The sequence below is a fragment of the Nonomuraea sp. NPDC048882 genome, assembly GCF_040649755.1.
GTDB classification, from domain to species: Bacteria; Actinomycetota; Actinomycetes; order Streptosporangiales; family Streptosporangiaceae; genus Nonomuraea; species Nonomuraea maheshkhaliensis.
In genome coordinates, this window is record NZ_JBEZGB010000003.1 from 435,919 (window position 1) to 450,499 (window position 14,581).

The 14,581-nt window shown below is 70.3% G+C and carries 12 protein-coding genes; 4 read left to right on the forward strand and 8 right to left on the reverse strand.

The annotated features are described in order from the left end of the window. Positions 1 to 9 precede the first annotated feature (9 nt). The 5 genes from AB0C27_RS12050 to AB0C27_RS12070 all read right to left on the reverse strand — a co-directional run bounded on the left by AB0C27_RS12050 (position 10) and on the right by AB0C27_RS12070 (position 5,915). The gene (locus AB0C27_RS12050; protein WP_357841747.1) at positions 10 to 627 is read right to left on the reverse strand and encodes a pentapeptide repeat-containing protein; all 618 of its coding nucleotides are present in this window, start codon (positions 625 to 627) and stop codon (positions 10 to 12) included. A gap of 32 nt (positions 628 to 659) precedes the next feature. Then, on the reverse strand, positions 660 to 1,823 hold the full coding sequence (locus tag AB0C27_RS12055; RefSeq protein WP_357841750.1) for a cation:proton antiporter: 1,164 nt from the start codon (positions 1,821 to 1,823) through the stop codon (positions 660 to 662). Between the two features lie 8 nt (positions 1,824 to 1,831). Continuing rightward, the gene (locus AB0C27_RS12060; protein ID WP_106237176.1) at positions 1,832 to 2,314 is read right to left on the reverse strand and encodes a cation:proton antiporter regulatory subunit; all 483 of its coding nucleotides are present in this window, start codon (positions 2,312 to 2,314) and stop codon (positions 1,832 to 1,834) included. 140 nt (positions 2,315 to 2,454) lie between these two features. Further along, a complete protein-coding gene (locus AB0C27_RS12065) occupies positions 2,455 to 3,636 on the reverse strand; it encodes an acetate kinase (RefSeq protein WP_357841753.1) in 1,182 nt (393 codons plus the stop codon). Then, a complete protein-coding gene (locus AB0C27_RS12070) occupies positions 3,612 to 5,915 on the reverse strand; it encodes a phosphoketolase family protein (RefSeq protein ID WP_357841756.1) in 2,304 nt (767 codons plus the stop codon). The genes AB0C27_RS12065 and AB0C27_RS12070 overlap by 25 nt, the downstream gene beginning before the upstream one ends. Positions 5,916 to 5,977: 62 nt before the next feature. Here AB0C27_RS12070 and AB0C27_RS12075 point away from each other — a divergent pair, with 62 nt between their 5' ends. Then, the gene (locus AB0C27_RS12075; protein WP_357841759.1) at positions 5,978 to 7,684 is read left to right on the forward strand and encodes a dihydroxy-acid dehydratase; all 1,707 of its coding nucleotides are present in this window, start codon (positions 5,978 to 5,980) and stop codon (positions 7,682 to 7,684) included. 10 nt (positions 7,685 to 7,694) lie between these two features. On the opposite strand, the gene AB0C27_RS12080 is transcribed toward AB0C27_RS12075, so the two are convergent. Next, the gene (locus tag AB0C27_RS12080) at positions 7,695 to 8,528 is read right to left on the reverse strand and encodes a helix-turn-helix transcriptional regulator (protein ID WP_357841762.1); all 834 of its coding nucleotides are present in this window, start codon (positions 8,526 to 8,528) and stop codon (positions 7,695 to 7,697) included. A 5-nt stretch (positions 8,529 to 8,533) separates the two neighbouring features. Then, positions 8,534 to 9,313: an SDR family NAD(P)-dependent oxidoreductase gene (locus AB0C27_RS12085; protein WP_357841765.1), complete on the reverse strand. Its 780-nt coding sequence runs from the start codon at positions 9,311 to 9,313 to the stop codon at positions 8,534 to 8,536. 218 nt (positions 9,314 to 9,531) lie between these two features. Here AB0C27_RS12085 and pgi point away from each other — a divergent pair, with 218 nt between their 5' ends. Together pgi and zwf are read left to right on the forward strand one after the other, a co-directional pair. Next, complete coding sequence (gene pgi / locus AB0C27_RS12090) at positions 9,532 to 11,163, forward strand: glucose-6-phosphate isomerase (RefSeq protein ID WP_357841768.1); 1,632 nt, start codon at positions 9,532 to 9,534, stop codon at positions 11,161 to 11,163. A gap of 1 nt (position 11,164) precedes the next feature. Next, complete coding sequence (gene zwf / locus AB0C27_RS12095; protein WP_357841771.1) at positions 11,165 to 12,544, forward strand: glucose-6-phosphate dehydrogenase; 1,380 nt, start codon at positions 11,165 to 11,167, stop codon at positions 12,542 to 12,544. Positions 12,545 to 12,654: 110 nt separating this feature from the next. Here zwf and AB0C27_RS12100 read toward each other — a convergent pair whose 3' ends face one another. Further along, the gene (locus tag AB0C27_RS12100; RefSeq protein ID WP_357841774.1) at positions 12,655 to 13,464 is read right to left on the reverse strand and encodes a hypothetical protein; all 810 of its coding nucleotides are present in this window, start codon (positions 13,462 to 13,464) and stop codon (positions 12,655 to 12,657) included. Positions 13,465 to 14,079: 615 nt separating this feature from the next. Here AB0C27_RS12100 and AB0C27_RS12105 point away from each other — a divergent pair. Then, a complete protein-coding gene (locus tag AB0C27_RS12105) occupies positions 14,080 to 14,433 on the forward strand; it encodes a spore germination protein GerW family protein (protein WP_106237201.1) in 354 nt (117 codons plus the stop codon). Positions 14,434 to 14,581: the final 148 nt, after the last annotated feature.

Sequence of the window (14,581 nt, forward strand, 5' to 3'; positions counted from 1 at the left end):
GGGTGGGGGTCAGTCTCGTACGTCAAACCCTAGAGCCCCCGCCACCACGGTCGCCTGGAACGGGTCGATGATCGCGCCCTTGATCGTGACCTCACGCGGGTCGAGCGTGCTCAGATCGCTGCCGCGCAGATCGCATCCGGTGAGGTCGGCCTCGCGCAGCCACGCTCCGGACAGGTCGCAGCGCCGCAGCTCGGCGCCCGACAGCCGGGCCGCCGACAGGTCGGCCTCGCGCAGCCGGGTGCCGTGGAAGGTGCTGCCGCGCAGGTCGGCGCCGGGCAGGGCGACGTAGGACCAGTCGCCGCCGGACACCTTGAGCAGCCCGTAGGTGCAGCCGTCGAACACGCAGCCGGTCAGCTTGCAGCCCGTGAACGTGGCGTCGAAGAACGAGCAGCGCGAGAACACGCAGTTGAGGAAGCGCGCGTCCTCGTGGACCGAGACGTTGAAGCGCACGTTTCTGAACTGGCACTCCTCGAAGGAGGAGCCGTGGTCGGACAGCTCCGTCAGGTCCACGTCCTGGAACAGCACCCGGCGATGGATTTCGCCGGAGATGTCGAGGCTGTCCCAGTCTGCGGACCTGATCGTCTGCTCCACCGGGGGTGCGGGAACGCCGAGCCTGCGGTCTGCCATGCGAACAAACTAGCGGATCGGCGCTCCCGGCGTCAGACTGCCCGGTTGGCGATGGAGGTGATGAGCGGCTGCACCAGCTTGGCCGCCAGCGGGCCGAACGCCGCCAGGATGAGCACGTATGCCGCCGCCAGCGCTCCCAGGTCGGGATGCACGCCCGCACCCACCGCAAGACCGGCGATGACGATGTTGAACTCGCCGCGCGGGATGAGCGCGATGCCCGCTCGCGCCTGGCCGGCCTTGGCGATGCCCGCCTGTTTGGCCGCGTACATACCGGTCAGCAGCTTGGTGATCATGCTGATCAGGGCCAGCAGTGCGGCGAGGCCCGCGACCGGGAGGATCTTCGCCGGATCGGTCTGGAAGCCGAAGAAGACGAAGAACACGGCCGCGAACAGGTCGCGCAGCGGCGCCAGCAGCGCCTGCGCGTCCTCGGCCAGCTCGCCCGACAGCGCGATGCCGACCAGGAACGCGCCCACCGCCGCCGAGACCTGCAGCTGCTGGGCCAGACCGGCGACCAGCAGGGCCAGGCCGACGACCTTGAGCAGCAGCACCTCGGAGTTGGGGCTGGACACGAACGCCTCGATGAAGCGCCCGAAACGCAGCGCCACGACCAGCACGACGCTCACGGTGAGCAGCGCGATGCCGACGGAGATGGCCCCGCTGAGCAGGCTCAGCCCGGCCAGCATGGTCGTCAGGACCGGCAGGTAGATCGCCATCGTGAGGTCTTCGAAGACCAGCAGCGAAAGGACGGTCGGCGTCTCCCGGTTACCGATCCACCCCAGGTCGGACAGCACCTTGGCGGTGATGCCGGACGAGGTGGCGTAGGTGACGCCGGCCATGGCCACGGCGGCGACCGGCCCCCAGCCGAGCAGCAGCGCGCAGGCGGCGCCGGGGGCGGCGTTGAGCACCAGGTCCACGATGCCGGCCCGGGCGTTGCTCTTGAGGCTGGTGACCAGCTCGTCGGCGTTGTATTCGAGACCCAGCGTGAGCAGCAGCAGCACCACGCCCAGCTCGGCGCCGACCGAGATGAACTCCTCGCTGGTGGCCAGCGGCAGCACGCCGCCGGTGCCGAACGCGAGGCCGGCGATCAGGTAGAGCGGGATGGGGGAGATTCCGCCGCGCAGTGCCAGGGCGCCCAGGACGCCAAGACCGAGAAGAACGGCACCGAATTCGAGAAAGATGATCGCGGTTTCGTGCACCCGCGGCCCTATCCTTCGGCCAGAATGCCGGCGACCTCGGCCGTGCTGTCCTCGCTGCCGACGACGACCACGACATCACCGACGCGGAAGGTGAAGTCAGGTCCGGGGCTGGCGAAGACCTGCCCGCTCCTGACGACGGCCACGATCGAGGCGCTCGTCCGGGTCCTCACGCGCGCGTCACCCATGGGACGGCCCGCGTAGGGGGAGCCGTCGGGGATGGGGAGCTGCACGCTGACCAGGCCCTCGACCTGCTGGTGCAGCTGGTTGAGCCGCTGCACGATGCGAGGGGCGCCGAGGAGCTCGGCCAGGGCGTCGGCCTCCTCGTCGTTGAGCTTGACCATCTGACAGACCGAATCCGGGTCATCCTTGTCGTAGATGACCAGATCCCGGCGTCCGGTGCGATGAGACACGACGCCCACCCGCTGTCCCTTGCGGGTAAGGAAGTCATGTTTCAAGCCGATTCCCGGCAACGCTGTCTGTTCGACCTCCACCTATCCCACCCGTCCAAACTCGAACATTTCTGGACAACCTTACCAACGGCTTACCTTGGGTGGTTCATGCCTTATGACCATCCGGTCACGCTTTGCGTGTTCGGTGGGAAATGCTCCGGGTTTTTACCGGGAGAAGCTGGTCAGGCGCCGCCGATCAGGGCGTGGGCCTGGCAGGCGATCTCCCACTCCTCGTCCGTCGGGACGACCAGCACCGCCACCCGCGCGTCCGGCGGCGAGACCGCCCGCTCCGCCCGCGAGGCCGCCGCGTTCAGCTCCTGGTCCACCACGATGCCCAGGCGCTCCAGCCCGGCCAGCGACTCGGCCCGGGTGGCGGCGTCGTGCTCGCCCACCCCGCCGGTGAAGACGATCGCATCCAGGCGGCCGAGCAGGGCGTAGTAGGCGCCGACGTACTTGCGGATGCGGCGGGTGTAGACGTCGAGGGCCAGCCTGGCCTCCTCGTCGTCGCGGGCGCGTACCTCCCGCATGTCCATGGTCCCGGCGAGCGCGAGCAGGCCGCCCTCGTAACCGAGCGCGTCCTCCACCCGCCGGGCGTCCATCCCGTCCACCCGGGCGAGGTAGCCGCCGAGCGCGGGGTCCACGTCGCCCGAGCGCGTCCCCATGACCAGCCCCTCCAGCGGGGTCAGGCCCATGGAGGTGTCGACGCTGCGCCCGCCGGAGATCGCGGTCGCGCTCGCGCCGTTGCCGAGGTGCAGCACGATCAGGTTGAGGTCGGCCAGGTCACGGCCCAGGACGGCGGCGGCGCGGCGGGAGACGTACGCGCACGAGGTGCCGTGGAAGCCGAAACGGCGCACGCCGAGCCGCTCGCGCCAGTCGCGCGGCACCGCGTACGTGTACGCCTCGGGCGGCAGCGTGCGATGGAACGCCGTGTCGAACACCGCCACCTGCGGGACGCCGGGGAACGCCGCCCGCGCCACGCGTACGCCGGCCAGGTTGACCGGATTGTGCAGCGGCGCGAGCGGCGCCAGCTCCTCGACGGCGGCGATCACGCCGTCGTCGATGAGCACCGCCTCCGTGAAGCGCTCGCCGCCGTGCACGATGCGGTGCCCGACCGCGACGGGGTCGAGCCGCGGCCCCTGGCGCGCGAACGCGTCCATGACCGCGGCCAGCCCCTCCTCGTGCGTGGCGAAGCGCTCCGCCCGCTCGTACGGCGGCCCGGCGCCCGCGTGGTGCTCCAGCCGCCCGGACTCCTCGCCGATGCGCTCCACCAGGCCGCGGGCCGGACGATCGCCCGTGCCCATGTCCACGAGCTCGTACTTGATCGAGGAGGAGCCCGTGTTCAGGACGAGGATGCGCCCGGCCATGTCCACGACCTGATGTCCGCCGGGTCCTCGCCGTGGTCCCGCGTGTAGGCGCGGGCCCGCAGCCGCTCGTCGCTCATGTGCTGGCGCAGGTGCGCGGCCTTGGAGCCGAGCCCCGGCACCCGGTCGACGACGTCCATGACGAGGTGGAAGCGGTCGATGTCGTTGAGCATGCACATGTCGAACGGCGTCGTCGTGGTGCCCTCCTCCTTGTAACCGCGCACATGGATGTTGGCGTGACCGTTGCGGCGGTAGGTGAGCTGGTGGATGAGCGACGGATAGCCGTGGAAGTTGAAGATGACCGGCCTGTCCCGGGTGAACAGGGTGTCGAACTCGGCGTCCGACATGCCGTGCGGATGCTCCGTCGGCGGCTGCAGGCGCATGAGGTCCACCACGTTGACGACGCGTACCCGCAGCTCCGGCAGGTGCTCGCGGAGCAGCGCGGCGGCGGCCAGCGTCTCCAGGGTGGGCACGTCACCTGCGCAGGCCAGCACCACGTCCGGCTCCGCGCCCTGGTCGGTGGAGGCCCACGGCAGGATGCCCAGCCCGCGCGTGTTGTGCGCGATCGCCTCTTCCATCGTGAACAGGTCCAGCACCGGCTGCTTGCCGGCCACGATCACGTTGACGTAGTCGCGCGAACGCAGGCAGTGGTCGCCGACCGAGAGCAGCGTGTTGGCGTCCGGCGGCAGGTAGACCCGCACCACCGACGCCTTCTTGTTCACCACGACGTCGAGGAAGCCGGGATCCTGGTGGCTGAAGCCGTTGTGGTCCTGCCGCCACACGTGCGACGACAGCAGGTACGTCAGCGACGCCACCGGCCGCCGCCACGGGATCTTCTGCGACGACTCCAGCCACTTGGCGTGCTGGTTGAACATCGCGTCGATGATGTGGATGAACGCCTCGTAACAGTTGAACAGCCCGTGCCGCCCGGTCAGCAGGTAGCCCTCCAGCCAGCCCTGGCACAGGTGCTCGCTCAGCACCTCCATGACCCGGCCGCCCGGCCCCAGGTTCTCGTCCGTGGGCAGCGTCTCGGCGTTCCAGGCGCGGTCGGTGACCTCGAACACCTCCGACAGCCGGTTCGAGGCGGTCTCGTCCGGCCCCATCAGCCGGAACGTCTCCGGGTTCGCGGCGATCACGTCGCGCAGGAACCCGCCCAGCACCCGCGTGGGCTCGCTGGACTGCTCGGCCGGCGCCTTGACCTCGACCGCGAGCCTGCGGAAGTCCGGCAGCCGCAGCGGCTTCAGCAGCTCGCCGCCGTTGGTGTGCGGGTTGGCGCTCATCCTGCGCGGGCCGTCGGGGACCGTGCGCAGGATCTGCTCGACCGGCCGCCCGTCCGCGCCGAACAGCTCCTCCGGCCGGTACGAGCGCATCCACTCCTCCAGCATGGCCAGGTGCGTCGAGTTCTCGCGGACCTTGGCCAGCGGCACCTGGTGCGCCCGCCAGGTGCCCTCCACCGGCTTGCCGTCCACCTCCTTGGGGCCGGTCCAGCCCTTCGGCGTGCGCAGGATGATCATCGGCGGCCGCTCGGCGTCGCCCGCCTTGTACGCGGCCATCTCCTCGAACGCCGTGTCGAGGGTGCGGGCCATCTCCTCGTGGTCGGGGCCGACCAGATGGGGGCGGTAGCCGTACCCCTCCATGAGCTTGAGCAGCTCGCCGGTGGGGATGCGGGCCAGGACGGTCGGGTTGGCGATCTTGTAGCCGTTCAGGTGCAGGATGGGCAGCACCATGCCGTCACGGCGGCGGTCGGTGAACTTGCCGGAGTGCCAGCTTGCGGCCAGCGGGCCGGTCTCGGCCTCGCCGTCGCCGATGACGCAGGCCACCACCAGGTCGGGGTTGTCGAAGGCGGCGCCGTACGCGTGCGCGAGCGCGTACCCCAGCTCGCCGCCCTCGTGGATGGATCCGGGCGTCTCCGGTGCCACGTGACTGGGGATGCCGCCGGGGAAGGAGAACTGGCGGAACAGCCGCCGCATGCCCTCCACGTCCTGCGACACGTCCGGATACCGCTCGGAGTACGACCCCTCCAGCCACGCGTGCGCCACCGCCGCGGGCCCGCCGTGGCCGGGGCCCGCGATGTAGATCATGTCCTGGTCCCGTTCGCGGATCACCCGGTTGAGGTGGGCGAAGCAGAAGTTCAGGCCGGGCGTCGTGCCCCAGTGGCCGAGCAGGCGCGGCTTGATGTGCTCCGGCCGCAGCGGCTCGGTGAGCAGCGGGTTGTCCAGCAGGTAGATCTGCCCGACGGACAGATAGTTGGCCGCCCGCCAATACGCGTCTATGTGCTCCATGCCCCTGCTGCTTCCTCCACAGAGCGTGATGAATCCCCCGAAGCGCCGATAAGGTGCCGAACATGGATTTGAGGAGTTCGCGCTGGTACTCGGGGAACGACCGTAACTCCTACATTCACCGGGCCTGGATGCGCCGCGGGCTGCCGCGCGAGGCGTTCGAGGGCGGCAAGCCGCACATCGCCATCGCCAACACCGCCTCCGACCTCACCCCGTGCAACTCCCACCTGAACGAGGTGGCCCAGAGCGTCATGAACGGCGTCTGGGAGGCCGGTGGTGTGCCGCTCAACCTGCCCGTCGTCTCCCTCGGCGAGACGAACGTGCGCCCGACCGCCATGCTCTGGCGCAATCTGGCCGCCATGGCCACCGAGGAGATGCTGCGCGCCAATCCCATCGACGGCGTCGTGCTGCTCGGCGGCTGCGACAAGACCATCCCGTCGCTGCTCATGGCCGCCGCCTCCGTGGACCTGCCCGCGCTCGTCGTCCCCGGTGGCCCCATGCTGACCGGGCACTTCCGCGGCGCCCCGCTCGGCTGCGGCACCGACGTGTGGCGGCTCAGCGAGGAGGTACGCGCCGGCACCCTCTCCCGGGAGGCGTTCCTGCGCTCCGAATCCTCCATGATCCGCAGCCGCGGCCACTGCAACACCATGGGCACCGCCTCCACCATGGCCTGCATGGCCGAGGCGCTCGGCATGACCCTGCCCGGCACCGCCGGCACCCCCGCCCCCGACAGCCGCCTGCTGGAGCTCTCCCACGAGAGCGGCCGCCTGGCCGTCGAGCTGGTCGAACGCGGCCGCCGCCCCAGCCAGGTCATGACCAGGGGCTCCTTCCTCAACGCCATCGTCGCCCTGGCCGCCGTCGGCGGCTCGACCAACGCCGTCGTCCACCTGCTGGCCGTGGCCGACCGGCTCGGCGTCCGGCTCGACCTCGACGACTTCGACCGCACCGGCTCAGGCGTGCCGCTGCTGGCGGACCTGCAGCCGGCCGGACGCCACCTGATGGACGACCTGTTCCGGGCGGGCGGCCTGGCCGCCCTGCTCAAGGAGGTCGAGGACCTGCTCGACCCCGCCGCGATCACCGTCACAGGACGGCCGCTCGTCGAGCACCTCGCCGACGCCGAGATCTGGGACGAGGACGTCATCCGCCGCCGCTCGAACCCCCTGCTGCCCGACGCCGGCATCGCCGTCCTGCGCGGCAACCTCGCCCCCTCCGGCGCCGTGATCAAGCCCGCCGCCGCCTCGCCCGAACTGCTGCGCCACCGCGGCCGGGCCGTCGTCTTCGACAGTGTCGAGGACGTGTACGCCCGGCTCGACTCGCCCGACCTCGACGTGGACGAGACCTCCGTGCTGATCCTGCGCGGCTGCGGGCCCAAGGGCTATCCCGGCATGCCCGAGGTCGGCAACCTGCCGCTGCCCGCCAAGCTGCTGGAGAAGGGCGTACGCGACATGGTGCGGATCAGCGACGCGCGTATGAGCGGCACCGCGTACGGCACCGTCGTCCTGCACGCCGCCCCCGAGGCCGCCGCCGGCGGGCCGCTGGCCAGGGTGCGCACCGGCGACCCGATCGTGCTCGACGTGGCCGCCCGCCGCCTCGACGTGGACGTCCCCGACGCCGAGCTGGCCGCCAGGGAGCCGGTCATGACCGGGCACGCGCGGCCCGTACGCGGGTGGGAACGCCTCTACGTCGAGCACGTCACCCAGGCCGACCGCGGCGCCGACCTCGACTTCCTCCTCGGCTCCGGCGGCGACCACGTCGGCCGCGAATCCCACTGACCGCCCACTCTCAGGCGAGAGAACCGAGGAGCTTCAGCTTCTCCGCCGTCTCGCTCTCCGCGTCCGGGTAGTAGAGGACGAGCAGGACGTCCCCCACGGGGAGCTTGTCGCGGTGCAGGCGCAGCTCCCCGAGCGTGGGATGGTTGACGGTGGTGCTGCCGCCGTCGAGCATTCTGACGTCGTGGCGGGCCCACAGCTTCCGGAAGCGTCCGCTGGCCAGGGAGAGCTCGCCCACGAGCTCGACCGAGCGGGCGTCGTCGGCGTAGTCGTCGGCGCCGTCGCCGGCGGTCTGGCGGAACGCGGCCACGATGCCCGCCACGGCCGCCTCCCAGTCCTGGTGGAACGCCTGCTCCTCCGGGTCGAGCAGGAGCGAGCGCAGCCGGTTCTCGCCCGGCCTCAGCCGCGGCGAGAGCGCCGTGGCCAGCGCGTTGGCGGCCAGGACGTCGAACGTGCGGCTCTCCACGAAGGCGGGCACCCCCACCACCGAGAGGAGATGGTGCAGCCGCGCAGGGACGCGCGGTGGCGGTCTGCGCCGCCTGGGGCGCCGGGGCGCGGCGGCGGCTCCGGCGAGGTCGTGCAGGTAGCCGCGTTCGACCTCGTCGAGCAGCAGCACGCGGGCGAGCGCGTCGAGAACCTGCGGGGACGGGCGGGTGTCGCGGCCTCGTTCCAGCCGCAGGTAGTAGTCGGCGCTGATCCCGGCCAGCATCGCCACCTCCTCCCTGCGCAGGCCGGGCACCCGGCGCGCCCCTCCCGAGGGGATGCCGGCCTGTTCGGGGGAGACGAGGTCGCGCCTTGCCCGCAGGTAGGCGCCCAGCCGGTTCGTCTCCGAGTTGTTGCCGGGCATGACCGTCAGCTCTGGGCCTGGGCCTTTGCCGGGGCCCGGCTGGGGAGCGTCGCCAGCGCCTGGGAGCGCTGGGCGACGAGCTCGTCGTAGGTGCCGTCGCGCTCCGCCCAGCGGTGCATGAGGACGCCCCGTACGAGGATCTCGTCCGGCGTCGGGTCCTGGGCCAGCAGGTCCATGACCTCCGCGCCGAAGTCCTCCAGGGCCAGAGCGCTCGGGCTGGCGCCGCCCATGCCGGTCGCGACCGCCGGCGGGACCAGTTCGGCCACCTCGACCCCGGTGCCGGCCAGCTGCGCCCGCAACGCCTCGCTGTAGGCGTGCACCGCGGCCTTCGACGCCGCGTACGTCGGCATCACGGGGAAGGGGAGGAAGCCGATTCCTGAGCTGACCGTGACGATCGTCCCGGCGCCGCGCGCGACCAGGTGCGGAGTGAACGCGTCGATCACCCGGACGGTGCCCAGGAAGTTGACGTCCATGATCGTCTCGGTCGCCGCGAAGTGAGCCGGGTCGCGCAGCTCCTCCGGCATCCCCGTGCCGGCCATCGTCACCACCGTGTCCAGGCCCGGATGCGTGCCGAGCACCTGGTCACGGGCGCGGGCGACGGACCCGGCGTCGGTCACGTCGATCTCGGCCGTCCCGAAGCCCTCACCGGCCAGCCGCGCGAGCACGTCCCCGCGCCGCCCGCCGACGACGACGGCGCTGCCGGCCTTGAGAAAGCGGCGTGACAGCTCCAGCCCGATGCCCGAGGTGCCGCCGATCATGAAAACAGTACGTGAGGAAATGTCCATGTCTTCGAAGGTAAGACCGGAACCGCACTGCTGAGGGGGCCCTGTCAGACCCCTGGACAGGAGGCCGGTTCCCCATCCGCTCCCGCACGCACGGCCGGCAAATGAGATGCCTTGCTCAAGACTCGGCTCCGCCATGCGCGGAATCAACCACGGCGGGTACACGGTTACGGGACGATGGGGCCAGGCATGATCGGCTTGGCGACGCGAGGAGGAAACACGTGAACGGCGACATCACCCAGACCCCGGAGTGGGCGGCCCTGGGCAAGCACCAGGAAGAGCTGGCCGGCCGGCAGCTGCGCGAGCTGTTCGCGCAGGACCCGGGCAGAGCCGGCCGCATGACGGTGACCGCCGGCGACCTCTACCTCGACTACTCCAAGCACCGCGCGACCGACGAGACCCTCGGCCTGCTCACGGCCCTGGCCGAGCGGGCGGGGCTGCGCGAGCGGATCGCGGCCATGTTCGGCGGCGAGCACATCAACGTCAGCGAGGACCGCGCCGTCCTGCACGTCGCGCTGCGCCTGCCGCGCGAGGCAGAGCTCGTCGTCGACGGCCAGGACGTCGTGGCCGACGTACACGCCGTGCTCGACAAGATGAGCGACTTCGCCGGCCGGGTCAGGTCCAAGGAGTGGAAGGGCGCCACCGGCAGGCCGATCGAGACCGTCGTCAACATCGGCATCGGCGGCTCCGACCTCGGCCCCGCCATGGCCTACGAGGCGCTGCGCGACTACGCCGACGCCGGCATCACGGCCCGCTTCGTCTCCAACATCGACCCGGCCGACATCACCGGCAACCTGGCCGGCCTCGACCCCGCGACCACGCTGTTCGTGATCAGCTCCAAGACCTTCACCACCCTGGAGACGCTCACCAACGCCAGGGTCGCGCGCCGCTGGCTGGTCGACGCGCTCGGCGAGGACGCCGTCTCCCGCCACTTCGTGGCCGTCTCCACCAACGCCGCCAAGGTCGCCGAGTTCGGCATCGACACCGCCAACATGTTCGGCTTCTGGGACTGGGTGGGCGGCCGCTACTCCTACGACGGCGCCATCGGCCTGTCCCTGATGATCGCGATCGGGCCCGAGCGCTTCCGCGACATGCTGGCCGGCTTCCACACCATCGACGAGCACTTCCGCACGGCCCCGTTCGAAGCCAACATGCCGGTGCTGATGGCCCTGCTCGGCGTCTGGTACAGCGACTTCTTCGGCGCCGAGACCCGCGCCGTGCTGCCCTACAGCCAGCGGCTGCACCGCTTCCCCGCCTACCTGCAGCAGCTCACGATGGAGTCCAACGGCAAGTCCGTACGCGCCGACGGCGCCCCCGTCACCACCGGCACCGGCGAGATCTTCTGGGGCGAGCCCGGCACCAACGGCCAGCACGCCTTCTACCAGCTCCTGCACCAGGGCACCCGGCTGGTCCCGGCCGACTTCATCGGCTTCGCCGAGCCCCACGAAGACCGCGAGGGCATGCACGACCAGCTCACCGCCAACCTGCTGGCCCAGACCACGGCGCTGGCGTTCGGCAAGACCGCCGAGGAGATCGCGGCCGAGGGCACCCCGCCGGAGATCGTGCCGCACAAGGTGATGCCGGGCAACCGCCCCACCTCCACGATCCTGGCCACCAAGCTCACCCCCGCCACGCTGGGCCAGCTCGTCGCCCTCTACGAGCACATCGTCTTCGTCGAGGGCACGATCTGGGGCGTCGACTCCTTCGACCAGTGGGGCGTCGAGCTGGGCAAGAAGATGGCGCTCGACCTCGCGCCCGCGCTGACCGCGGACGAGCCGCCCGCCACCTTCCCCGACCCGTCCACCGAGCAGCTCGTCCGCCGATACCGGCAGCTGCGCGGAAGGCGCGCCTGAGATGCGGCCCGACACGACGCAGGCCGGCGCGCTGGTGCTGTTCGGCATCACCGGCGACCTCGCGCGCAAGATGCTGCTGCCCGCCCTCTACCACCTGACCGCCGACGGCCGGTTCGACCTGCCGATCATCGGCGTGGCCAAGACCGACATGGGCCTCGACGGGCTGCGCGAGTTCGCCCGCACCGCCTGCGGCGGCGTCCACGACGCGGCCTTCGACAAGCTGGCCGGCAACCTGCGCCTGGTCCCCGGCGACTACCGCGACCCGGCCACGTTCGCCCGTCTGCGCGAGGAGACCGAGGGCAAGGGCTTCCTCGTCCACTACCTCGCCGTCCCCCCGGCGCTGTTCTCCGCCGTGGCCGAAGGGCTGGCGGGCGAGGGGCTCAACCGCGACGCGCGGCTCGTGGTGGAGAAGCCGTTCGGCCACGACCTCGCCTCGGCCCGCGAGCTCAACGGCGAGCTGCTCAAGTTCTTCGACGAGGACCACCTGCGCCGGGTCGACCACTTCCTCGGCAAGGAGCCGGTCGAGGACCTCATGGTGTTCCGCTTCGCCAACACGCTGCTCGAACCCATCTGGAACCGGTCCCACATCCGCAGCGTGCAGATCACCATGGCCGAAGACTTCGACGTCCGCGACCGGGGCGGCTTCTACGACGCCAACGGCACCGTCCGCGACGTCGTGCAGAATCACCTGCTGCAGCTCCTCGCCATCCTCGCCATGGACCCGCCGCCCTCCACCGACGCGCGGGCCCAGCTCGACGAGAAATGGCGGGTGCTGCGCGCCGTCCAGGCCATCGACCCCGCCGACGTCGTACGCGGCCGATACGCCGGCTACCTCGGCACCGACGGCGTGCGCCCCGACTCCACCACCGAGACCTACGTCGCCCTGCGCGCCTACATCGACAACTGGCGCTGGGCCGGCGTGCCCTGGTGCATCCGCTCCGGCAAGGCCCTGCCCGTCACCGACCTGGAGGTGGTGGCCGAGCTGCGCCGACCCCCGGTGACGATGTTCGGCAACGGCAGCGCGCCCGACGCCCCCAACCTCATCCGCTTCCGCCTCCAGCCCGACGCCGGCGTGACCTTCGACCTGCTCGCCAAGGAGCCCGGCAAACAGCACACCCGCCCGGTCCCCGTCAGCGTCGACTTCACCAAGGTGCTCGGGCCGATGGAGGCCGCTTACGAACGCGTCCTGTCCGACGCCGTCAGCGGCGACCCGCGCAGATTCGCCCGATTCGACCTGGTGGAGGAGTCGTGGCGGATCGTCCAGCCGGTGCTCGACCTGGCGGAGCAGCCGCTGCCGTACGAGCAGGGCTCCTGGGGGCCCGAACCGGCGGCCGAGATCCCGCCGGGCGGCTGGCACGAGATCTCCACCACCTTCGACTGACCTGCTTGCGGGCAGTGGTGTCGCGGGAGGTGAGTGGCTCCCGGGGTGGTTCGGCGACCCGGCTCCGGTCGCCCGGCGGGGGTTGGACGATCTGTTTTCGTTCGTGTCAATTACATCAGCTTGCCGGAGATCAGGATGAGATCGGCGGGGCAAGTGGCCGGGTCGGTTCTGCGGAGGTGGATCCGGAGACCCTGGCCGGGCGACATATCGTCCGTCTTGATCTGGAGGGGTGAGTCGGCGGAGTCGAGTTCACCTCGGAGAGCAGGAACGATTCCGGTGATTTCGTAGCTGGACTTCGCTTCTGGGCATCCGGCCACCTGAAGGCGGATGATGGTGTTTCCACCGCAGTAGGCCAGGCAGTTGACCCGGTATGTCGTGTCCGTTTGGGAGCGGCTGGGGAGTCGTAGGGTGTAGTGGTCGGTGCAATAGGCGAAGCCTAGAATTGGCTGACATTCGCGGCTTTTGGCCGGTTTGTCACCCTTCAGGTATTCGATGTCCATATACCCGGTGGCCGCCCTAGGGATCGTGGCTATGCCCATGATCACGGTGAGAAAGAAAACGAGGGCGCCCAGGGCCTGGAGCAGGCGGAGCACAGGACGGATGAAACGCATGAAACCGGGCAGCGACTTTATGGCCATCGTCGCGCCCATCACCGCCGAGACGCCGCCGATCGCTTGCAGGATTTTGCTGGCATCCTCGTAGGAAATACCGAACCAGGTCGGCAGGCAGGTGGCGCTGGCCAGAAGGCTGCCCATGAGAGTGAGGGCGCCGGCAGATAACACATGCCCTCTCTTTCCAGCATTTTCCGCAGCGTCGCGTTTGAATGCGGAGAAGGCGAGGAATGCCGCCGACAGGACGAGCATGAGGATGCTGGTCACGCAGACGACATGGTCGGCGACCACGGCAAGCTGGAAATCCATGCCACCATCCCGTTCACACCCAGAGGAAAACCAGCAAGGAGACACCGAGCCTGGACGCGATGAAGGGAAATGTACTGGATGAGGGGCGGCCTCGCGAGGGGAGGCGGCCGTCAGCGCTCGGCCAGCATGAGTGACTTTCGTGTGCAACTCGCTTGGCTCCTGGTCTCCCTGGAGTCCGCACCTGATTGGGCGGTGGAGAAGCGACCAGAGTCGCTGCCCGCAGGCACGCAGGGCAGCGCTGAAGTGGAACGCGTCGAGTTAGTGCTCTTCCTCCAGATGCACCAGGTCAGAAGCTTAGTGGGCGAACGCCTTCACTCATCTCCTCAACGAGGCGACTCCAGCCGAGCCCGCGACATGCGCCGATTTCGAGTGCCCACCAGATTGCCAGGGACGCCACGATGTCCCCGATGGCGCCGCTCACGGCGCGCCCTCCGGCTCGTCGGCGGGGTGCCCCGCCACCTTCCGTCAGCCCTCCCTTCGCCTTCCGCGACTCCTGCCAGTAATTTCCCGGGAACGCGCGATCCTTTGCGGCGCCTCTTCCTCGGGACTGTCCGAAAGTTGTCAGTGGCGTGGGCGACGTTCGACGGGGAGCCTCCTGGGGGTGACGATGGGGGGATGGACATCATGGAGCTGATGGAGCAGTCGAAGGACGCCGCGACCGTCAATCGCGTCTTCGGCGAGCCGATCCACCACGGCGACATCGTCATCATCCCCGTCGCCAGGGTCGCCCAGGGTGGCGGGGGAGGCCGTGGCCAGGGCAGGAGCGAGAAGGGCGAGGAGGGCGGCGGCTCCGGCGGCGGCTTCGGCTTCAGTGCCACGCCGGCCGGCGTGTACGTACTCAAGAACGGTGAGGCGCTGTGGCGCCCCGCCGTCGACGTCAACCGCATCGTCATCGGCGGCCAGTTCGTCGCGGTCGTCCTGCTGCTCACCCTCCGCGCCATCTTCAAGCGCCGCCGCCGCAAGCGCTGACCACCCCGGCGACCGCATGGGTGCGGGACGTCAGGACGACGCGCGGCCCGCACCCACCCGCAGCTCGGCACAGCGATGATCGCGACACACGATCCCGCCACTTGATCGTCGCGTCCAGCAGGATTGAATGCGACGTCAGCCGAAGACC